This is a genomic window from Streptomyces viridifaciens (assembly GCF_001888885.2).
Lineage (GTDB): Bacteria > Actinomycetota > Actinomycetes > Streptomycetales > Streptomycetaceae > Kitasatospora > Kitasatospora aureofaciens.
The window spans coordinates 4,259,266-4,278,833 of sequence record NZ_CP090841.1 but is presented as its reverse complement, the minus strand read 5'-3'; the positions used below and the strand labels follow the sequence as shown (position 1 = coordinate 4,278,833).

17 protein-coding genes are annotated in these 19,568 nt (G+C 73.2%); 3 read left to right on the top strand and 14 right to left on the bottom strand.

From position 1 onward, the window contains the following. Positions 1–50: 50 nt before the first annotated feature. The 8 genes from BOQ63_RS26215 to BOQ63_RS26180 are packed head-to-tail and all read right to left on the bottom strand — an operon-like array spanning position 51 to position 6,859. A complete protein-coding gene (locus tag BOQ63_RS26215; RefSeq protein WP_030284185.1) occupies positions 51–2,111 on the bottom strand; it encodes an NADH-quinone oxidoreductase subunit 5 family protein in 2,061 nt (686 codons plus the stop codon). Then, positions 2,108–2,485, bottom strand: a complete 378-nt coding sequence (nuoK, locus tag BOQ63_RS26210) for an NADH-quinone oxidoreductase subunit NuoK (RefSeq protein WP_072655066.1) — start codon at positions 2,483–2,485, stop codon at positions 2,108–2,110. Before nuoK ends, BOQ63_RS26215 begins: the two co-directional genes overlap by 4 nt. Next, on the bottom strand, positions 2,485–3,198 hold the full coding sequence (locus BOQ63_RS26205; protein WP_030551564.1) for an NADH-quinone oxidoreductase subunit J family protein: 714 nt from the start codon (positions 3,196–3,198) through the stop codon (positions 2,485–2,487). Before BOQ63_RS26205 ends, nuoK begins: the two co-directional genes overlap by 1 nt. After that, positions 3,195–3,752, bottom strand: a complete 558-nt coding sequence (locus BOQ63_RS26200) for a NuoI/complex I 23 kDa subunit family protein (RefSeq protein ID WP_033353872.1) — start codon at positions 3,750–3,752, stop codon at positions 3,195–3,197. Before BOQ63_RS26200 ends, BOQ63_RS26205 begins: the two co-directional genes overlap by 4 nt. Continuing rightward, positions 3,749–4,708: an NADH-quinone oxidoreductase subunit NuoH gene (gene nuoH / locus BOQ63_RS26195; protein ID WP_030284193.1), complete on the bottom strand. Its 960-nt coding sequence runs from the start codon at positions 4,706–4,708 to the stop codon at positions 3,749–3,751. Before nuoH ends, BOQ63_RS26200 begins: the two co-directional genes overlap by 4 nt. Next, positions 4,705–5,787, bottom strand: coding sequence for an NADH-quinone oxidoreductase subunit C (locus tag BOQ63_RS26190; RefSeq protein WP_150476124.1), 1,083 nt, complete (start codon positions 5,785–5,787; stop codon positions 4,705–4,707). Before BOQ63_RS26190 ends, nuoH begins: the two co-directional genes overlap by 4 nt. Further along, positions 5,784–6,452, bottom strand: coding sequence for an NADH-quinone oxidoreductase subunit B (locus BOQ63_RS26185; protein ID WP_030284195.1), 669 nt, complete (start codon positions 6,450–6,452; stop codon positions 5,784–5,786). Before BOQ63_RS26185 ends, BOQ63_RS26190 begins: the two co-directional genes overlap by 4 nt. After that, on the bottom strand, positions 6,443–6,859 hold the full coding sequence (locus BOQ63_RS26180; RefSeq protein ID WP_030284196.1) for an NADH-quinone oxidoreductase subunit A: 417 nt from the start codon (positions 6,857–6,859) through the stop codon (positions 6,443–6,445). The genes BOQ63_RS26185 and BOQ63_RS26180 overlap by 10 nt, the downstream gene beginning before the upstream one ends. Before the next feature lie 335 nt (positions 6,860–7,194). Here BOQ63_RS26180 and BOQ63_RS26175 point away from each other — a divergent pair, with 335 nt between their 5' ends. Beyond that, positions 7,195–8,364: a sensor histidine kinase gene (locus BOQ63_RS26175; protein ID WP_072656361.1), complete on the top strand. Its 1,170-nt coding sequence runs from the start codon at positions 7,195–7,197 to the stop codon at positions 8,362–8,364. Between the two features lie 149 nt (positions 8,365–8,513). Here the strand turns inward: BOQ63_RS26175 and BOQ63_RS26170 are convergent, their stop codons facing one another. Then, complete coding sequence (locus BOQ63_RS26170; RefSeq protein ID WP_030284202.1) at positions 8,514–9,626, bottom strand: S1C family serine protease; 1,113 nt, start codon at positions 9,624–9,626, stop codon at positions 8,514–8,516. Between the two features lie 221 nt (positions 9,627–9,847). Here BOQ63_RS26170 and galE point away from each other — a divergent pair, with 221 nt between their 5' ends. Then, positions 9,848–10,834 carry a UDP-glucose 4-epimerase GalE gene (gene galE / locus BOQ63_RS26165; RefSeq protein WP_030284203.1) on the top strand — a complete coding sequence of 329 codons (987 nt, stop codon included), beginning with the start codon at positions 9,848–9,850 and terminating at the stop codon, positions 10,832–10,834. A 37-nt stretch (positions 10,835–10,871) separates the two neighbouring features. Here galE and BOQ63_RS26160 read toward each other — a convergent pair whose 3' ends face one another. Continuing rightward, entirely contained in the window at positions 10,872–13,298 is a 2,427-nt protein-coding gene (locus BOQ63_RS26160) for a serine/threonine-protein kinase (RefSeq protein WP_150476123.1), read from the bottom strand. Between the two features lie 416 nt (positions 13,299–13,714). On the opposite strand from BOQ63_RS26160, the gene BOQ63_RS26155 reads away from it, so the two are divergent. Next, the gene (locus BOQ63_RS26155; RefSeq protein WP_030284205.1) at positions 13,715–14,362 is read left to right on the top strand and encodes a TetR family transcriptional regulator; all 648 of its coding nucleotides are present in this window, start codon (positions 13,715–13,717) and stop codon (positions 14,360–14,362) included. Positions 14,363–14,944: 582 nt separating this feature from the next. On the opposite strand, the gene BOQ63_RS26150 is transcribed toward BOQ63_RS26155, so the two are convergent. From BOQ63_RS26150 to BOQ63_RS26135, 4 genes are all read right to left on the bottom strand, one after another. Continuing rightward, on the bottom strand, positions 14,945–15,889 hold the full coding sequence (locus tag BOQ63_RS26150) for a beta-ketoacyl-ACP synthase III (RefSeq protein ID WP_030284214.1): 945 nt from the start codon (positions 15,887–15,889) through the stop codon (positions 14,945–14,947). A 122-nt stretch (positions 15,890–16,011) separates the two neighbouring features. Continuing rightward, a complete protein-coding gene (locus BOQ63_RS26145) occupies positions 16,012–17,271 on the bottom strand; it encodes a L,D-transpeptidase family protein (RefSeq protein WP_318299380.1) in 1,260 nt (419 codons plus the stop codon). Between the two features lie 115 nt (positions 17,272–17,386). Continuing rightward, positions 17,387–18,550 (bottom strand): aminofutalosine synthase MqnE, encoded by a 1,164-nt coding sequence (gene mqnE, locus BOQ63_RS26140; protein ID WP_030551577.1) that lies wholly within the window; start codon positions 18,548–18,550, stop codon positions 17,387–17,389. A gap of 52 nt (positions 18,551–18,602) precedes the next feature. Next, positions 18,603–19,565, bottom strand: coding sequence for a threonine ammonia-lyase (locus BOQ63_RS26135; RefSeq protein ID WP_030284219.1), 963 nt, complete (start codon positions 19,563–19,565; stop codon positions 18,603–18,605). Positions 19,566–19,568 lie beyond the last annotated feature (3 nt).

The following is a 19,568-nucleotide window of genomic DNA, read 5'->3' as shown; positions in this document are numbered from 1 at the left end:
GGGCTCCCAGCTGGGGTGAACGGGACGGGGGTGGAGGACAGCAGCACCGGCTACACCGCCACCAGGACGGCGAGCAGGACGACCCCGGCGAGCAGCGCGCTGAGGTAGGTCTGCGCGTTGCCGGTCTGCGCGAGCCGGACGGCCCGGCCGAGCAGGTTGGCGCCGATCCCGCTGCCCTGGACGTAGCCCTCGACGACCTCGCGGTCGAGGAAGCGGACCAGCTGGGCGGCGGCGGCCACCGGGCGGACGAACAGCGCGTGGTACAGCCGGTCGACGCCGAAGCCGTGCCGGGCCGGGCCGAACAGCGGGCCGAGCAGGGTGCGCCCGGGGTCGGCGACGATCACCTCGGCGGCCGGGGCTCCGGCCTGCTCGGGCACCCGGCCGACGGCGGCCGGGGCGGGACGGCCGGTGGCCAGCCGCGCGGTGGCCGAGCGCCAGGCGCCGTAGGCGGCGAGCACCCCGACCACGGCGAGCCCGGTGCCGGTCACGGCGGTGACGCCGGTGGGGCGCAGCGAGCCGCCGTCCAGCAGCGCGGGCAGCCAGTCCGGGCGCAGCCCGGCGACGCCGAAGGCCATGGTCGGAACGGCCAGCACCCAGAGCGGCCAGCGCATCGCGGGCGGCTCGGCGGTGGCCGGGTCGGCCTCGTCCAGCTCGGGCGAGTACGGCGCGTCCGCCTCGTGGTCGGCCACCACCGTCGCCCGGTCGGCGGCGGGCAGCACCTCCGGTGCCGCCGCGGCCGCACCGGCCGGGCTGTGGAAGGTCACCAGGAACAACCGGGTGGCGTAGGCGCCGGTGAGCAGGGCGGTCAGCCCGGCCGAGATCAGCACGATCCAGCCGGCCGCCTGCGGCACCCCCGAGGCCGGGCCGAGCCCGTTGGTCAGCGCCTCGCCGTTGGCGGCGTGCTCGGCGGCGGTCAGCACCGCCTCCTTGCTGAAGAAGCCGGAGAACGGCGGCAGCCCGGCCAGCGCGACCAGCGCGATGCCCGTCGTCCAGTAGGCGTCCGGCACCCGCTTGCGCAACCCCGGGATCCGGGACATCGCGGAGATCGAGTTGGTGTGCGCGGCGTGGATCACCACGCCGGCGGCCAGGAACAGCAGGGCCTTGAACGCGCCGTGGCTGACGAGGTGGAACACCGAGGCCTCGCGGTCCCCGCTGGCCAGCGCGCCGGCCATGTAGCCGAGCTGGCCGACGGTGGAGTAGGCGAGCACCCGCTTGAGGTCGTCCTGGGCGAGTGCGCACAGCGCCGAGCCGATCATCGTCACGGCGGCCATCACGGCGAGCACGACCAGTGCCGCGCCCGACTGCAGGAACACCGGCATCAGCCGGGCCACCAGGTAGATGCCGGCTGCGACCATGGTGGCGGCGTGGATCAGCGCGGAAACCGGCGTCGGACCGGCCATCGCGTCCGGGAGCCAGGTGTGCAGCGGGAACTGGGCGCTCTTGCCGGCCACGCCGGCGAGCAGCAGCAGCGCGATCAGCGTCGGGTGGCCGAGCCTGCCCTCGCCCGCGGCCGCCAGCACGTCCGGGATGCGGAAGCTGTGGACGTCCGCGCCGAGCAGGAAGATCCCGAACAGGAACGGCACGTCACCGAGCTTGGTGACCAGGAAGGCCTTGAGCGAGGCCGAGCGGGCGTCCGCGGTCTCCCAGTGGTGGCCGATCAGGAAGTACGAGCAGACGCCCATGACCTCCCAGCCGACCAGCAGCACGATCAGGTCGCCCGAGAAGACCACCAGGAACATCGCCGCGGTGAACAGCGAGACCAGCGCCGCGTACGAGGGGTAGCGCGGGTCCGCCTTCAGGTACGCGGTCGAGTAGACCTGGACGCAGGTGGCGACCACACCGACCAGGACGGAGATCAGCGAGCTGAAGCCGTCCAGGTGGACGGCCAGCGAGATGTCCGGGCCGCCGGTCGGGGTGAGCCGGGTGGCCGCGTCCAGGGTCTGACCGGTGCCCAGCTGGAGGGCGACCACCAGGGCGAGCACGGCCGAGACGGCGACCGGGACGATCGCCAGCGGCCGGGCCAGCCCGGGCGCCTTCTTGCCGGCGGCCAGGGTCGCGGCGGCGCCCAGGGCGGGCAGCGCGGGGACGAGGGCGGGCAGGGCGAGGTTCATGCGGTGGCCCGGCCCTTCAGTGCCTCGGCTGCGGCCGGCTCCTCCTCGACGGAGGCGTACGGCTCGGCCGGGTCGCCGAGCGCGGTGGCCCGGTCGACGTCCGCGGTGCCCCGGGCCCGGAACAGCAGCAGGACGATGGCGAGCCCCAGCCCGATCTCGGCGGCGGCGACGGTGATCGTGAACAGGGTGAGCGCCTGCCCGGCGTGCAGCGAGTCGCGCAGCCAGGCGTCGAAGGCGACCAGGTTGAGGTTGACGGCGTTGAGCATCAGCTCGACGGACATCAGCACCAGGACGGCGTTGCGCCGGGCGAGGACGCCGTACACGCCGACGCTGAACAGCAGCGCGGAGAGGACGACGGGGTAGGCGAGGTGCATCAGCTCTCCTCCGTCACGGACGGCGTGGACGGCGCGGAGGGCGCGGCAGCCTCCGGGGCGGTGCGCGGCGCGGTCGCGGCGACGGTCCCGTTCGACCCGACCGGCCGTCCGGCCCGCAGCCTGCCCGCCCGCGGCGCGGGCACCCGGCGCTTGGCCCCGCGAGACAGCACGATCGCGCCGACCAGCGCCGCCAGCAGCAGCACGGACAGCGCCTCGAAAGGCAGCACCCAGTTCCGGAACAGACTGGCCCCGGTGACGGCGGCCGAGCCGCCGCCCGCGCCGAGGTCGATCCAGGAGGTCCGGAAGGCGTCGACGACCAGCGTCACCAGCGTCCCGGCCGAGGCCAGCGCGACGACCAGGGCGACCCAGCGGTTCTTGGAGTCGGCGTCCGGGGAGCGCCCGATCGGCGCCTTGGTGAGCATCAGCCCGAACAGCACCAGGACGATCACCGAGCCCAGGTAGATCAGCACCTGCACCCAGGCGATGAACTCGGCCGTGAGCAGCAGGAACTCCACCGCAAGCCCGCCGAGCGCGACCACCAGCCAGAGCGCGGCGTGCACCAGTTGCTTGGTGGTGACGGAGGCCACCGCCGAGCCGAGCACCGCGATGCCGACCAGCAGGAAGACGATCTCCTGGCCGGTCGGGGACAGGAACGAACGGGCGGCCGGCTCCAACGAACCGGTCGCCGCGAGGAGCGTGGCAGCGCCCGTCATGCGTCGTCACCCTTCTCCTCGGCGTCGGCCGCAGCCGCAGCCGCTAGCTTGTCCGCCGCCTTGCGCGCGGTGGCGATCTCCTTGGGCTCCTCGGCCGCCGGGTCCAGCGCCGGCGGCGCCGGGACGGTCCACATCCACTCCCGGAGCTTCTCCCGCTCGTGGGTCAGCTCGTGGATGTCGGTCTCCGCGTACTCGAACTCCGGCGACCAGAACAGCGCGTCGAAGGGGCACACCTCGATGCAGATCCCGCAGTACATGCAGAGCGAGAAGTCGATGGCGAACCGGTCCAGCACGTTGCGGGTGCGGGCCCGCGCGTTCGGCTCGGCGGCCGGCAGCGTCTCCTTGTGGGAGTCGATGTAGATGCACCAGTCCGGGCACTCGCGCGCGCAGAGCATGCACACCGTGCAGTTCTCCTCCAGCAGCGCGATGACGCCGCGCGAACGCGGCGGCAGCACCGGCTGCACGTCGGGGTACTGCGCGGTGACGCTCTTCTTCGTCATCGTCCGCAGCGTCACGGCCAGCCCCTTGGCCAGACCGACACCGGGAAAACTCATGAGATCGCCACCTTGATGATGCCGGTGAGGGCCAGCTGGACGAGTGCGAGCGGGATCAGCCCCACCCACGCGAAGCGCATCAGCTGGTCCTCGCGCAGGCGCGGGTAGGTGACCCGCAGCCAGATGACCACGAAGGCCAGTGCGAAGGTCTTGAGGAGCATCCACAGCCAGCCGAGCTGGTCGGCCATCGGCCCGTGCCAGCCGCCGAGGAAGAGCACCGCCGTCAGCGCCGACACCACCAGGATGCCCACGTACTCGGACAGCAGGAACAGCGCGAAGCGCAGACCGGTGTACTCGGTGTACGCGCCGAAGATGATCTCCGAGTCGGCGACCGGCATGTCGAACGGCGGCCGCTGGAGCTCGGCCAGGCCGGCCGTGAAGAACACGAAGGCGCCGATGATCTGCCAGGGCAGCCAGTACCAGTGCCAGGCGTCCAGGATCCCGGGCAGCGACAGGGTGCCCGCGGCCATCGCCACCGAGGCCGCGGCGAGCACCATCGGCAGCTCGTAGGACATCAGCTGCGCGGCCGTGCGCAGACCGCCGAGCAGCGAGAACTTGTTCGCCGAGGCCCAGCCGGCCATCAGCTTGCCGATCACGCCGACGCCCATCACGGCCAGCACGAAGAACAGTCCGGCGTCGATCGCCTGGCCGACGAAGCCGTCCGGGCCGACCGGGATCGCCAGCAGCACGAACAGGTACGGCAGCAGCGAGACGGCGGGCGCCAGCTGGAAGATCCGGCGGTCCGCCCCGGCGGGGACGATGTCCTCCTTCTGCGCGAACTTCACGCCGTCGGCGACGAGCTGCGCCCAGCCGTGGAAGCCGCCCGCGTACATCGGGCCGAGCCGGCCCTGCATGTGCGCCATGACCTTGTGCTCGGTCTGGCCGATGACCAGCGGAAAGACCAGGAAGACGACGAGGGTGGCGACGCAGCGGAGCACCGTGTCGAGCAGGTTCACGTGCCGTCTCCGTCCTGGTCGGCCGCTCCGGCCGAGTTCTCGTCCTTCTCCGCCGCCCCGTCCGGTTCCTCACCCGAGGGCTTCTCGTCGTGGGCCGGCACCGGGTTGTGCCAGGGCGCGTCGGAGGACCGGGGCCGCGCAGGAGCCGCAGGAGCCGCAGGAGCTTCATCGGCTGTCTGGCTGACCGAGCCCTCGGACACCGACCGTGTCCGCCGCGGCCGGTCCGCCCGGACCGCCGGGACACCCTCGGCGGCAGGAGCGGCCGGGGCTGCGGGAGCGCCTTCAGCGGCCGGGGCGGCCGGGGCTTCAGAAGTGGCCGGAGTGTCCGGAGCCTCGGCGGCCCCCTGGCTCGCCGACCCCTCCGACACCGACCGCGTCCGCCGCGGCCGGTCCGCCCGCACCGCCGGGGCGGCACCCTCGGCACCGGCGGCCGCAGCCGCACCGGCCCGGGGCGTTCGCGCCGCCGCGCCCGCCGCCCGCGCACCGCGCGCGGGCCGCTCGGCGACCGGCGGCAGGGTGCCCTTGAGCGGCCCCCACTCGTTCGGGTCCGGCACACCGGCCGGCTGCATCTTGCGGCGGGCCGGCCCGCCGCCGTGGTCCGACTCGCCCGGCTCCTTGGCGCCCGGCCAGTCCTTGGCCACCCGCGCCGCGAGCACGAACTCCTTGCGCAGCGGGTGCCCCTCGAAGCCGTCCGGCAGCAGCAGGGTGGCCAGGTACGGGTGCCCGGGGAAGTCGATGCCGAACATCTCGTGCGTCTCGCGCTCGTGCCAGGCGGCCCCCGCGTACACCGCGACGGCGCTGGGCAGCGCGGCCCCGTCGCGCGGCACCCGGGTGCGCAGCGCGAGGTGGCGCACCCCCGGCGCCTCGGCGGCGGCCAGGTGCGCGACCACGGAGAAGCCCTCGGCGAGCTCGTCGACGGCGCTCAGCCAGTCGAAGAAGCCCAGGCCCAGCACGTCCCGGGCGCTGGTGAGCGCCTCGATCCAGCGCTCGGCCGGCACGTCGACGGTGATCAGCCCGTACGCCTCGGCGCCGGTCGCCCACTCCCCGACCGACGCCGCGTACTGCTCGGGCGTGGTCACGAGACCCCTCCCTCGGACGAACCGGCCGGAGCACCGGCCGACGGGCCGGCCGGGGGCCCCGGCACCAGCGGACGGCGCAGCGCCGCCGCGGGCGCGGCGTACCGGCCGGGCAGGGACTCGGCGGCGATCTTCTCCTGCAGCTTGAGGATGCCCTGGAGCAGCGCCTCCGGCCGGGGCGGGCAGCCGGGCACGTAGACGTCGACCGGGATGATCTGGTCCACGCCCTTGGTGACGGAGTACGAGTCCCAGTACGGGCCGCCGGAGTTCGAGCAGGCGCCGAAGGAGATGACGTACTTCGGCTCGGGCATCTGCTCGTAGAGGCGCTTGACGGCGGGCGCCATCTTGTCGGTGACCGTCCCGGAGACGATCATCAGGTCCGCCTGACGGGGGCCGGGCGCGAACGGGATGACGCCCATCCGGATGAAGTCGTGCTTGGCCATGGACGCGGCGATGAACTCGATCGCGCAGCAGGCCAGGCCGAAGTTGAAGCACCAGAGGCTGTAGCGGCGGCCCCAGTTGAGCACGACCTTGACCGGGTCGGGCGCGAGCCGGGCCAGCGGGCCGAGGCCGCGGCGCTCTACGGCGCCGGGGCGGGCGGGGTCGGGCAGCCCGAGCGGGACGGGACCGCCCTGGGCGCCGTGCGAGTGGGTGTGCGTCACGTCCATTCCAGAACGCCCTTCTTCCAGGCGTAGAGCAGTCCGACCGCGAGGAAGCCGATGAAGAGGAACATCTCGACCAGCGTTCCGGCGCCGTACCCGGCGGCGGCGAAGACGGTCGCCCACGGGAACAGGTAGATCGCGTCGACCGCGAAGATCACGTACAGGAAGGCGTACACGTAGTAGCGGATCTGGGTGTGCGCCCAGTCCTCGCCCACCGGGTCCACCCCGCACTCGTAGGCGAGGAGCTTCTCGGGTGAGTACACCACCGGCCGCAGCAGGCGGTTGGCGGTGAACGCCACGGCGACGAAGAGCACCCCGATGACGGCCAGCAGGCCCATCGCGGCGTACGCGTCGAAGTAGCCGCTGCCGACCGCTGGGTCGGCCGCGACGGCAGCCGTCTGCTGCCACTCCATGCCTTCGCCTCCACCTCGGCCGCGAATCCGCCCTCAAGACAGTTCTACGACTTTTACTCACACGGTCTTAACCGTGGCCAATGCGTGAGTCTAAGGGGACGGCTCCACTCCCCCCGAAACCTGCCCGCTCCGCAAGACGTCCCGTGGACGTCCGGATGAACGCCCGGGGACCGGTCGGGGTGGGGATAACCCCCGGCCGGGAAGATGTATCACCCCCATGGCACACCCCGCCCGCGATTCGGGATGCTGGGTCCGCCAGCTCGAACGAGGGGACGGATGATCCGATGAAGTCGCTGAACCGCGCCGTGGACGCCATCAGGGAGCAGGACGCCCGGATGGAACGCCCGCCGCTGTACGGCGCGCGGATGTGGCGCCAGGTCGGCCACCTGATGCTCAACCTCCCGCTGGGCATCGCCGGCTTCGTGCTCTCGGTCACCGCGCTCTCCGTCGGCCTGGGCCTGTCGGTCACGGTGATCGGCCTGCCGGTGCTGGCCGCCGGCCTGGCCGGCTCCCGCGCCCTGGGCGCGCAGGGCCGCAACCGGGCCCGCTCCGTCTACGGCTCCCGGATCGACGAGCCGGAGCCGGTGAGGCCGCGCCGCCCGGGCATGGTCGCCTACACCATCGCCCACCTCACCGACCTGCTGAACTGGCGCTCGGCGCTCTACAACGTGCTGATGCTGCCCTGGGGCATCCTGAGCTTCACCCTGTCCCTGGTCTCGGTGATCGTGCTGTGGCCGGTGCTGCCCGTGGTGGTGCGCACGATGGCGGCGGTCGACCGGATCCTGATCGAGTCACTGCTCTTCCCCGGCGCGCTGGCCGAGCGGGTGCGCGAGCTGGAGGACGACCGCGGCACCGTGGTCGACACCGCCGCCGCCGACCTGCGCCGGATCGAGCGCGACCTGCACGACGGCGCCCAGGCCCGCCTGGTCGCGCTGGCGATGGACCTGGGCATGGCCAAGGAGCGGCTGCGCGAGGTGGAGACCCAGGAGGACGTGGCGGTCGCCACCCGGATGGTCGACAACGCGCACGGCGAGGTGAAGCTCGCCCTGCAGGAACTGCGTGACCTGGCCCGCGGCATCCACCCGGCGGTGCTCACCGACCGCGGCCTGGACGCGGCGCTGTCCGCGGTCGCGGCCCGCTGCACCGTCCCCGGCGGGGTGAAGGTGAACGTCGACCTGGCCGGACCGGACGGCGAGCCCGAGCGCCCGGACTCGGCGGTCGAGGGCATCGCCTACTTCACCGTCAGCGAACTGCTGACCAACGTCTCCAAGCACGCGGGCGCCCGGACCGCCTCGGTCGACGTCTGGCGCTCCGACAACCAGCTGATGGTGCTGGTCCACGACGACGGCAAGGGCGGGGCCGCCCCCTACCCGGGCAGCGGCCTGGGCGGGCTGGCCGAGCGGATCCGGGCGGTGGACGGGGTGTTCCTGGTGAACAGCCCGGAGGGCGGCCCGACCACCGTCACCGTCGAGCTGCCCTGGCGCACCCGCACCACCCGCCGCTAGGACCTGTCAGCCCGGCGAAGGGCGCCGGGACCCCGTCGAGGCAGCGGACGGGGTCCCGGCGCCGGTCCGGTGCGCCGGACGGCCCGCGGGACCCTTGCGCGGTGTGCGGGCCGGTCTGCGTACCGGGGTCGGAAACGCCGTCGAAGGGCTCAGGGCGTGCCCTGGGAACTGCTCTCCAGCGTGCCGAGCGTGACGTCGGCGGTCCTGCTGTTGCCGTCCCGGGTGTAGGTGACGGTCACCTTGCTGCCCGGGGTGAGCGAGGCGAGCGCGGTGGTGAGCGCGTTCAGCGAGTCGACCGGGGTGTCGCCGATCTTGGTGATGACGTCGCCGGGCTGGAGCCCCGCCGAGGCGGCCGGTCCGCCCTGGCTGACCGCCACGATGACCGCGCCGGCCGGCTGGAACTGCTGGTCGAAGCTGGTCCGGGCGGTGATGCCGAGTGCGGCCCGGCCGGAGTTGGTGACCTTGCCCTGCTTGATCAGCTGGTCGGCGATGTTGGTGATGGTGGACGCCGGGATGGCGAAGCCGATGCCGGGGGCGGCCGCGCCGTTGGTCTGCGGCTCGGTCGCGGCGAGGGTGTTGATGCCGATCACCTGGCTGTCCAGGTTGACCAGTGCGCCGCCGCTGTTGCCCGGGTTGATCGCGGCCGAGGTCTGCACCATGTTGCCGATGGTGGCGCCCGGCGAGCCGGCGTTGCGGGGCTCGGAGACGGTCCGCCCGGTGGCCGAGACGATCCCCTGGGTGACGCTGCCGGAGAGTCCGAGCGGGCTGCCCATGGCGAGGGTGATCTGCCCGAGCTGGACCTTGCCGGAGTCGCCGAAGGTGGCCGGCCTGAGGCCGCCCGGCGGGCTGCCGAGCTTGATCACCGCGAGGTCGGAGTCGGGGTAGCTGGCGACCAGGGTGGCGTCCAGCGACTTGGTGGTGTTGGCCAGGGTGACGGTGAAGGTGGTCGCGGAGCCGACCACGTGGGCGTTGGTGACGATGTCGCCCTTGTCGTCGTAGACGATCCCGGAGCCGAGGCTGTCGCCGGTGGTGATCTGGACCACCGAGGGCAGCACGTCGCCGATCACCTTCTGGTACGCGTCCTGCAACTGGTTGGCGCTGCCCGGCTGGGCGCCGGGGGCGGAGGAGGCCTGCTTGGTGGTGCCGGACGGGGAGCCGGCCGTCGGTGAGGCGGCCGCGGAGGAGGAAGAGGTGGAGCTGTTGCACCCGGCCAGCGCCAGCGCGAGCGCCGTCACGACCGCGACCGCGCCCGGCGCGAGCAGCCGGCCCTGTGCCGCCCTGGGCCCGGTCGGCCGCGGGCCGGCCGGCAGCGGGCGGTTGTGTTCCTTCGTTCGGCTCACCTGGCTGCCTCCGATTCGTCACCACGCCGAGGCGCGGGCATGAGAGCACGGGAAACTTTGTCAGCATTTCACCTATTTGTCCGGACCGCCGTCCCGACTCGCCCGAACCCGGTGGCCCGCATTCGAACGCCTAGGATTGCCCCATGACTTGGTTGATCACCGGCGGTGCCGGATACATCGGTGGGCACGTCGTCCGCCAGTTGCTCGACGCCGGCGAGCGCGTCGCCGTCCTGGACGACCTGAGCACCGGCGACGCCTCCCGGGTGCCGGACGGCGTCCCGCTGATCGAGGGCTCGACCCTGGACCGCGCCGTCCTGGACACCGCGATCCGCGAGCACGGCATCGAGGGCGTCCTGCACTTCGCCGCCAAGAAGCAGGTCGGCGAGTCGGTCGAGCAGCCGTTCCTGTACTACCGCGAGAACATGATCGGCCTGCAGACGGTGCTGGAGGCCGCGGCCGGGGGCGGCGTCAAGCGCTTCCTGTTCTCCTCCTCCGCCGCCGTCTACGGCATGCCGGACGTCGACCTGGTCACCGAGTCCACCCCGTGCGCGCCGATGAGCCCGTACGGCGAGACCAAGCTGGCCGGCGAGTGGCTGGTCGCCGCGGCCGGCAAGGCGTACGGGATGTCCACCGTGGCCCTGCGCTACTTCAACGTGGCCGGCGCCGCCTCGCCCGAGCTCTCCGACGCCGGGGTGTTCAACCTGATCCCGATGGTCTTCGAGCGGCTGACCGCCGGCGAGGCGCCGCGGGTCTTCGGCGACGACTACGCGACCCCGGACGGCAGCTGCGTCCGCGACTTCATCCACGTCTCCGACATCGCCTCGGCCCACGTGGCCGCCGCCAAGCGGCTGGCCGCCGACCCGGCCGGCGAGACCGCGCTGGTGCTCAACATCGGCCGTGGCGAGGGCGTCAGCGTCAAGGAGATGATCGAGGTCATCGGCAAGGTCACCGGCTACGACGTCACCGCCGAGGTGACCCCGCGCCGCCCCGGCGACCCGGCCCGGGTGGTGGCCGCCGCCGACCTGATCCACCGCGAGCTGGGCTGGAGCGCGAGCCACGACGTGGCCGACATGGTCTCCTCCGCCTGGGAGGGCTGGTGCAGCCGCCACCCCGAGGCCCGTAAGGCCTGACGCCCCGGCGTCACCGGACCGGCGGTGTCCGCCCCGCTCAGCGGGCGGGCACCGCCGTGCCGTAGAAGGCGTCCAGGGCGTACACGCAGCGGTCCTTGGAGCCGACGAAGACCCGCCCGCCGACCGCCACCGGGGAGCCGGTGAGCTCGCCCTTGGTGCCGAGCTCCCAGCGCAGCTGACCGGTCGCCAGGTCCAGGGTGTGCAGGGAGTGGTCACGGCTGCCCAGGTGCACCAGGCCGTCGGCCAGCGCCGGGGAGCCGACGATCTCGCCGCGCGCGGTGTAGCGCCAGCGCTCCCGGCCGGTCGCCGCCTCGAAGGCGTACAGCACCTCGCCGCTGCCCACCAGCACCATGCCGTCCCCGACCACCAGCGGCTCGGCGCCCTGGCGGCCGCCGGTGACCCCGCGCCAGCGGTCCAGGCCGGTGGCCGCGTCCAGCGCGTAGACGGTGCCCAGGTAGTCGGCCACGTAGACCGCGTCGCCGTCCAGCGCCGGCGGGGTGAACAGCACCACCGGGGCGTCGAAGCGCCAGCGCTCGACCCCGCTGGCCGCGTCCAGCGCGTACACCCGGGTGCCCGCCGTCACGTACAGCACGCCGCCGCGCTCGACCGGGTGCGAGGGCACGTCCTCGCCGACCTGGAAGGACCAGCGCAGGCCCGCGCCGCGCGGGTCGACGCAGCGCAGCCGCCCGGCGCCGTAGTAGTAGGCGGAGCCGCCCACCAGGACCGGGCCGGACTGCGGGTTCTCGTAGTCCTGCTGGGCGTCGTCGGCGCGCCACAGCTCGGCGCCGGTGGCGGCCGCGCGCAGCTGGACGCCGCCGCCCCGCACGCCGCAGCAGAGCACGCCGTCGGCGGCGGACAGCGAGTAGACCCAGCCGTCCAGCGAGGTGCGCCAGCGCTCGGTGCCGTCCGCGACGTCCACGGTGTACAGGTGCGGGCCGTCGGCGGCGTGCACCCGGCCGGCGTCCACCGCGAGCGCCCAGGCGACGTCCCGGGTCTTGTAGCGGCGCTCGCCCGAGCCGATGTCCAGCGCGTGCACCTCGAAGCTGGAGACGAAGAGCGTGCCGTCGGCGACCACCGGGGTGCCCCAGACGTCGTTGGACATCCGGAACCGCCACGGGCGCCAGCGGGCGGCCGGAGCCGGGGAGGGCTGCGGGGCCGGGGTCAGCGGGGGCGCCGGTGACGGGGTCGGCGCCGCCCGCCGGACCCAGTCGGTCGCGGCGGGGGCGGTGCTCGCACCCGGCTGCTCGTGCTCGGCCCGCGGCCCCGGGCCTATCCGCACCGAGGCACCGGACAGCTGCACCTCGACGGCGACGCCGCCGGTGGGCGCCCGGTGCTTGTTCTTGGAGGGGATCTTCGCGGTCGGGATCTCGCCGTCCCCGGTCCCGGGGAGCGGCCCGGCGTGCACCGGCCCGGCCGGCGGAGCCTGCCCGGGGCCCGGGTAGGTGCGCGGGTCGTCCGCGCCGACGGGCTGCGGCGGCACGGGCGGCCGCTGCGGCGGGGCCTGGAGCGGCGGCTGCTGCGGCTGCGGCTGCTCGGCCGGCCCGGAGTACGGGCGGGGCGTCGGCGCGCTCGGGCGTCGGCCGCGCTTGCGCTCGATCAGCTCCAGCGCGTGGGCGGGCAGCCAGTCGCCGGCCTCGCCGGAGGCGTCGTCCCGGGAGAACAGGTGCGGGGCCAGCTCGGCCTGGATCTGCGCCGGGGTGGGCCGGCGCTCGGGCGCCTGCTGCATGCAGGCGCGGACCAGGTCCATCAGCTCGGGCGCCATGCCGGTCAGGTCCGGCTCCTCGCGCAGCAGCTGGAACACCGTCTCGACCGGGTTGGAGCCGCGGTACGGCGGGTGCCCGGTGGCGCAGAAGACCATCAGCGAGCCGAGCGAGAAGACGTCGCTGGCGCCCCGGACGGTCCGGCTGTCCCGGGCCTGTTCCGGGGACATGTAGGCGGGGGTGCCGACCGCGACGTTGGTCATGGTCAGCCGGGTGCTGGAGACCCCGGACGCGATGCCGAAGTCGATCACCTTGGGGCCGTCCTCGACCACCAGGACGTTGGAGGGCTTGAGGTCGCGGTGGATCAGCCCGGCCGCGTGGATGGACTGCAGGGCCTCGGCGATGCCGGCGACCAGCCAGCGGGTCGCCTCCACCGGCAGCGGGCCGCACTCCTCGACCAGGTCCTCCAGCGAGGGCGCCGGGATGTACGCGGTGGCCAGCCAGGGCACCCGGGCGTCCGCGTCGGCGTCCACCACGGCCGCGGTGTAGAAGCCGCCGACCGTCTTGGCCGCCGCGATCTCGCGGGCGAAGCGGACCCGGAACAGCTCGTCCTCGGCCAGCTCCCCCCGGACGGTCTTGATGGCCACCCGGCGCCCGGAGGCGGAGCGCGCCAGGTAGACCAGCCCCATCCCACCCGCGCCGAGCCGCCCCAGCACCTCGAAGGGCCCGATCCGCCTCGGATCGTGCGCCGTCAGCTGGTCCACTCCGCAGCCACCTCCCCGTTGTCCGCACCCGCCGCGTGGTGCCGGACCCGATTCTCCAATGCCGCCCGGCGCATCTCCAACCTCCCCCACCGCGAGGCGGTCGCCGACCGGTCCGCCGGCCGGCGACGACGGAACGGCCGGATTCTGACGCCCGTTCCGGCCACGGCTTGCGCCCCGGCGCCCGGACCGTCGACTCGACACCCGGTGCGACCGGTCACGCTCTGTCACCCGACCAACCCTCAGCGGACTCGCCGTCACGCTATGGGGTCAAAAGCACACGGGGGGGCTTCAAGAGCGGCTGCGAGGCCCGGTGAAATTCCGTCCGAAGTGCTTCAGAGCCCTATAGCAACCCCCCGTGCGGAGTAATAGTCGCATCACCGAATCGCGCCAAGATCTTGCCACGGTAAGCTGACGGCATGACAGGACAAGTTCGCACCGTCGACGGTCGCGTCGCCGGGCGACGCGGACAGGAGACGCGGCAGAAGCTGCTCGACTGCCTCCGCGAGATGCTCAGCACGTCGCCCTATCGGGACGTCAAGGTCATCGACGTCGCCCGTATGGCGGGTACCTCCCCCGCGACCTTCTACCAGTACTTCCCGGATGTCGAGGGCGCAGTCCTCGAAATCGCCGAGGAAATGGCCAAGGACTCCGACACCCTCAAAGAGCTGGTGGCCGGAAAGTCCTGGGCAGGGAAGTCCGGACCGACCACTTCGGAAGAACTGGTCGACGGATTCCTCGCCTTCTGGCGCAAGAACGACGCCATTCTCCGAGTGGTCACGCTCGGTGCCGCGGAAGGGGACAAGCGGTTCTTCAAGATCCGCATGACCGTCCTCAACTCGGTCGCCAAGCCGCTCGCCGAGGCCGTCAAGGAACTCCAGGCGAAGGGTCAGGCCGACAAATCGCTCGACCCGAACGCCGTCTCGGGGGCCCTGGTCTCGCTGCTCGCCTCGGCGGCCGAGCACCAGAAGGCCTTCACCTCCTGGGGCGTCAAAGTGAAGGATCTCAAACCCAACCTCGCTCCCCTGGTGTACCTGGGCGTCACCGGTAAGAAGGCGCCCAAGTAGCACCGTCCGTTCGATCCACCATCCGCTCCGCGCGCAGCCCCGGCCTCCTGTCCGGGGTACGACGGACGGCGGCCGTGTCCTCGGGGGAGGTCCGCCGACGTACCGCACGCGCGCCAGACATGCCGGTGGGCGGGCACCCGTACGAGGGTGCCCGCCCACCGGCATGTGCAGCCCCAGCGAGGGCCGGGACAGAACGCTCCGGAGGCGAGCGGGCGAGTCCCCACCCCGAGCCGAAGGGGCGCGCCGGTGCCGAAAGGGAGGAGCGACAAGCGAGGAACGAGCGCCGGAGTGACGACCGTCGGCGCCGGGTCGGGAGCGGCCCGCAGGCGAGCGGGCGAGTCCCCGCCCCGAGCCGAAGGGGCGCGCCGGTGCCGAAAGGGAGGAGCGACAAGCGAGGAACGAGCGCCGGAGCGACGACCGTCGGCGCCGGGTCGGGAGCGGCCCGCAGGCGAGCGGGCGAGTCCCCGCCCCGAGCCGAAGGGGCGCGCCGGTGCCGAAAGGGAGGAGCGACAAGCGAGGAACGAGCGCCGGAGCGACGACCGTCGGCGCCGGGTCAGAGCGCTCCGGAGGCGAGCGGGCGAGTCAGGGGCAGCGGACGACCTGGCCGGCGTAGGCCAGGCCGCCGCCGAAGCCGAAGAGCAGGACCGGGTCGCCCGGGGAGAGCTCGCCGCGCTCGACCAGCTTGGAGAAGGCGAGCGGGATGGAGGCGGCCGAGGTGTTGCCGGAGTCGACCACGTCCCGGGCCACCACCGCGTCGGCGAGGCCCAGCTTGCCCGCGATCGCGTCGATGATCCGCAGGTTGGCCTGGTGCGGGACGAAGCCCTTCAGCTCCGACGGGTCGAGCCCGGCCCGCTCGCAGGCCTCGCGGGCCAGCGGGGCGAGCTGGGTGGTGGCCCAGCGGAACACCGACTGGCCCTGCTGGCTGATCACCGGGTCCCAGCCGGTGATCACCACGGCGTCGCCCCGTTCCGGCTCGGAGCCCCAGACCACCGGCCCGATGCCCGGCTCGGCGCCCTCCTCCTGCGCCTCGACCACCGCGGCGCCGGCGCCGTCGCCGAAGATCACGCAGGTGGAGCGGTCGGTCCAGTCGAGCGTGTCGGTCATCCGCTCGGCGCCGATCACCAGGGCGCGCCGGGCGGCGCCGGCCCGGATCGCGTGGTCGGCGGTGGCCAGCGCGTAGGAGAAGCCGGAGCACACCGTGTTGATGTCGTACGCGGCGGGCGAGCGGACGCCCAGACGGGCGGCCACCGCGGCGGCGGTGTGGGGGCTGCGCTCGATCGCGGTGCAGGTGGCGACGACGACCAGGTCGATCTCCGCCGCCGTCCGGCCGCTGTTGGCGAGGGCCTTCTGCGCGGCCTCGGCGGCGAGGTCGACCAGGGTCTCGCCCTCGGCGATGTGCCGGGTACGGATGCCCACGCGGGTGCGGATCCACTCGTCGTCTGTGTCGACGAATGCCGCCAGGTCGTCGTTGGTGAGGACCTTGGGGGGCTGGTAGTGGCCGAGTGCCACAATGCGCGAACCGCTCATGCTGCCATGGAACCGGGTTACCCGCTGGTCAGCCGGGCATGACCGGCTACAGGATCCGCCCCGCCGATCTGTAGGGGCCCCACAAGCGCCTTGGGGCGCCTGGGTCCGGACGTCCGCCGAGGTCAGGCGGCCAGCGAGGCGGCGTCACCCATCACGATCACCGGGTGGGCGGCCGGGTCCAGGGTGCGGATCAGCTGGGCCATCTTGTCCTCGGGTATCGACACACAGCCGTGGGTCGGGCCGTCGTGGTCGACGTGCAGCCAGATGCCGCCGCCCTTCTTGGTGCCCATCGGGCGGCGCATGTCGAGCGGGGAGCTGCCGGCGACCCGGTTGTAGTTGATCGCGACCACGTAGTCGAAGGAGCCGGCCAGCTGGTCGCCGAAGAAGCCCGTCCCGGAGACCACGAAGCTCGGGTCCTTGTCGTACGGGAGCTTGCTGCCGGGGTTGTCGTTGCGGCCGCCGGCGTCGGTGAGGTCGAAGACGCCGATCGGGCTGCGCAGGTCGCCCTCGTTGTGGTCGGTGGTCCAGCCGTTCTTGCCGTTGTGGCCCTGCCAGGTCTCCCCGGCCAGCCAGCGGCCCTCGGGGGTGCGGGTCCACAGGGTGACGCTGTTCTTGTCGGTGTCCTTGCCCTGGCCGCTGGCGACCACGACCTGGGTGGTCGCGGCGGGGATCTTCGCGGTGAAGGCGGCACCGAGGCCGGGTATCGCGGCCAGCGATCCGTCCGGGCGGGTCTCGCTCCGGCCGGCGGCCGGGGCGGCGGACTGCCGGTCGGCGGCGGCCTGGACGGCGCCGGGGGCGGGCGCGGGGTGGTCGGGCTTGCTGACGCCCTCCGGCCCGGGGCCGTCGGCCGCGGTGGCGACGGACTTGGCGCTGTCCTGGCCGACGGTGTACCAGCCGGCGGCGGCCGCGACCAGCAGCGCGGTGCCGGCCATCACGGCCTTGCCGTGACGTTTCTGTTTGGCCTTGCGCCGCCGGCCCCGGGCGGCGGCCCGGCCACCCGGCGCGGGGGTCGCGGCGGGGGCCACGGAGGCGAGGGGCAGCACGGGTGCGAGTTCCTCGGGAACCGGCTGCTCGTAGGCCGGCTGCTCGTAGGCCGGTTCCTGGTCGACCGGCTGCTCGTGGGCCGGCTGCTGGTACGGCTCGTAGGCCGGTTCCGGATACTCCTGGTACACCGGCTGGGGTTCGGCGGGGTACGCCTGGAACGTCTCGCCGTACGCCTCGAAGTACCCGTCAGCGGTCTGCTGGTACTCGCCGGGGTGGCCCTGCGGGGACGGCTCGTAAGCGCTGTACGGCGCCTCGTTCGACTGCTGGGGCACCCCGTACACCGGTTCCTGCATCGGCTCGTACGGCGGGTACTCGGTGGCGCGATGAGAACCGGACATGCGGTCGATCCTGCCAAACGCCGTACCCGTTGGTAAACCCGGGTCCCGTGCGGGAGCCGTGAAGGCGCCGCCGCCCGGACCGCGGGTGCGGTCCGGGCGGCGGGGAGTTCGCAGGTCAGAGGCGCATCGCCTGCGGGGTCTCGCGACGCGTCAGGTCCGGGCCGTCGTACTCGCGGATGATCTCGTAGCGGGTGTTGCGCTCCACCGGGCGGAAGCCGGCGTCCCGGATCAGGCCGAGCAGGTCCTCGCGGCCGAGCTTGTTCGGGGTGCCGAAGTTGTCCGCGTCGTGGGTGATCTTGTACTCGACCACCGAGCCGTCCATGTCGTCCGCGCCGTGGCTGAGCGCCAGCTGGGCGGTGGTGACGCCGTGCATCACCCAGAAGACCTTGACGTGCGGGACGTTGTCGAAGAGCAGCCGGGAGACCGCGAAGGTCTTCAGGGCCTCGGCGCCGGTGGCCATCTCGGTACGGGCCATCAGCCTGTTGCGCACGACGCCGTCCTTGGAGTCGTGGAAGTCGTGCTGGTAGCGCAGCGGGATGAAGACCTGGAAGCCGCCGGTCTCGTCCTGCAGCTCGCGCAGCCGCAGCACGTGGTCGACCCGGTGGCGGGGCTCCTCGATGTGGCCGTACAGCATGGTGCAGGGCGTCTTGAGGCCCTTGCCGTGGGCCAGGCGGTGGATCCGCGACCAGTCCTCCCAGTGGGTGTCGTGGTCGACGATGTGCTGCCGGACCTCCCAGTCGAAGATCTCCGCGCCGCCACCGGTCAGCGACTCCAGGCCGGCGTCGATCAGCTCGTCCAGGATCTCGTCCGCGGACAGGCCGCTGATCTTCTCGAACCAGTGGATCTCGGTGGCGGTGAAGGCCTTCAGCGAGACGTTCGGCAGCGCCGCCTTCAGCTCCCGCAGCGAGCGCGGGTAGTAGCGCCACGGCAGGGTCGGGTGCAGGCCGTTGACGATGTGCAGCTCGGTGAGGGACTCGCTCTCCATCGCCTTGGCGAGGCGGACGGCCTCCTCGATGCGCATCGTGTACGCGTCCTTCTCGCCCGGCTTGCGCTGGAACGAGCAGTACGCGCAGGACGCGCTGCACACGTTGGTCATGTTGAGGTGGCGGTTGACGTTGAAGTGGACGACGTCGCCGTTCTTCCGCGTCCGCACGTGGTGGGCCAGCCCGCCCAGCCAGGCCAGGTCGTCGCTCTCGTAGAGCGCGATCCCGTCCTCGCGGGTCAGCCGCTCACCCGCGTAGACCTTCGCCTCCAGCTCGCGCTTGAGCCCTGCGTCCATGCGGTGACCCGCCTCCTCCGACATTCGATTCCTTGCCGGAAGGAGCCTACGCCTATGCCGAGAGCAGCTCCGCGAGCAGACCCGGGTCGATGTTGCCGCCGCTGACCACGGCGGCCACCGTCTGGCCCCCGGTCTCGGCGGCCCGGTGGAAGTACGCGGCCGGGGCGACCGCGCCGGAGGGCTCGGCGACCAGCCGGCCGCGGCGGGCCAGCAGGGCGACGGTGGCGCGGATCTCGTCCTCGGTGACGGTGACGATGTCGTCCACGTAGGCGGTGATGTGCTCGTACGGCAGCACGCCGACCGAGGGGGTGCGCAGCCCGTCCGCGATGGTCCGGTAGGTGTCCGCGGCCGGCCACTCCACCCGGCGCCCGGAGCGCAGACTCGCCCGGGCGTCGGCGGCCAGCTCCGGCTCCACGCCGATCACCCGGACGCCCGGGCGGGTGAGCTTGAGCGCGGCCGCCGTCCCGCCGATCAGACCGCCGCCGCTGACCGGCACCAGGACGGTGTCCAGCTCGGCCGGGGCGTCCTCGGCGATCTCCAGGCCGACGGTGCCCTGGCCCGCGATGATGAACGGGTCGTCGTACGGCGGCACCCAGACGTAGCCGTGCCGGTCGGCCAGCTCGCCGGGCAGGGTGTCCCGCTCGGCCGGCGGCACCAGGATCACCTCGGCGCCGTACGAGCGGGTGGCCTCCACCTTGACCGCGGGCGAGGTGTCCGGCATCACGATCACGGCCTTGATGCCGAGCAGCTGCGCCGCGTACGCGACCGCCTGTGCGTGGTTACCGCTGGACTGGGCGACCACGCCGCTGGAACGCTCGTCCGCGGACAGCGCGGACAGCCGGTTGTAGGCGCCGCGGGTCTTGAAGGCCCCGGTCGGCTGGAGGTTCTCGGGCTTGAGCCAGAGCCGCCGCTCGCCCTCGGCCGCCCAGGGGGCGGGGACCAGCGGGGTGCGTACGGCCACCCCCGCGATCCGCTGCCGGGCGGCGCGCAGCTCCTCCAGACCGACCAGTGCCATACG

What these genes read in the sequence shown, in the direction of transcription:
- nuoK (WP_072655066.1), bottom strand. Translation starts at nt 2,485, where the DNA reads ATGCACCTCGCCTACCCCGTCGTCCTCTCCGCGCTGCTGTTCAGCGTC.
- BOQ63_RS26215 (WP_030284185.1), bottom strand. Translation starts at nt 2,111, where the DNA reads ATGAACCTCGCCCTGCCCGCCCTCGTCCCCGCGCTGCCCGCCCTGGGC.
- BOQ63_RS26205 (WP_030551564.1), bottom strand. Translation starts at nt 3,198, where the DNA reads ATGACGGGCGCTGCCACGCTCCTCGCGGCGACCGGTTCGTTGGAGCCG.
- BOQ63_RS26180 (WP_030284196.1), bottom strand. Translation starts at nt 6,859, where the DNA reads ATGGAGTGGCAGCAGACGGCTGCCGTCGCGGCCGACCCAGCGGTCGGC.
- galE (WP_030284203.1), top strand. Translation starts at nt 9,848, where the DNA reads ATGACTTGGTTGATCACCGGCGGTGCCGGATACATCGGTGGGCACGTC.
- mqnE (WP_030551577.1), bottom strand. Translation starts at nt 18,550, where the DNA reads ATGGACGCAGGGCTCAAGCGCGAGCTGGAGGCGAAGGTCTACGCGGGT.
- BOQ63_RS26175 (WP_072656361.1), top strand. Translation starts at nt 7,195, where the DNA reads ATGGAACGCCCGCCGCTGTACGGCGCGCGGATGTGGCGCCAGGTCGGC.
- BOQ63_RS26145 (WP_318299380.1), bottom strand. Translation starts at nt 17,271, where the DNA reads ATGTCCGGTTCTCATCGCGCCACCGAGTACCCGCCGTACGAGCCGATG.
- BOQ63_RS26185 (WP_030284195.1), bottom strand. Translation starts at nt 6,452, where the DNA reads ATGGACGTGACGCACACCCACTCGCACGGCGCCCAGGGCGGTCCCGTC.
- BOQ63_RS26135 (WP_030284219.1), bottom strand. Translation starts at nt 19,565, where the DNA reads ATGGCACTGGTCGGTCTGGAGGAGCTGCGCGCCGCCCGGCAGCGGATC.
- BOQ63_RS26200 (WP_033353872.1), bottom strand. Translation starts at nt 3,752, where the DNA reads ATGAGTTTTCCCGGTGTCGGTCTGGCCAAGGGGCTGGCCGTGACGCTG.
- BOQ63_RS26155 (WP_030284205.1), top strand. Translation starts at nt 13,715, where the DNA reads ATGACAGGACAAGTTCGCACCGTCGACGGTCGCGTCGCCGGGCGACGC.
- BOQ63_RS26150 (WP_030284214.1), bottom strand. Translation starts at nt 15,889, where the DNA reads ATGAGCGGTTCGCGCATTGTGGCACTCGGCCACTACCAGCCCCCCAAG.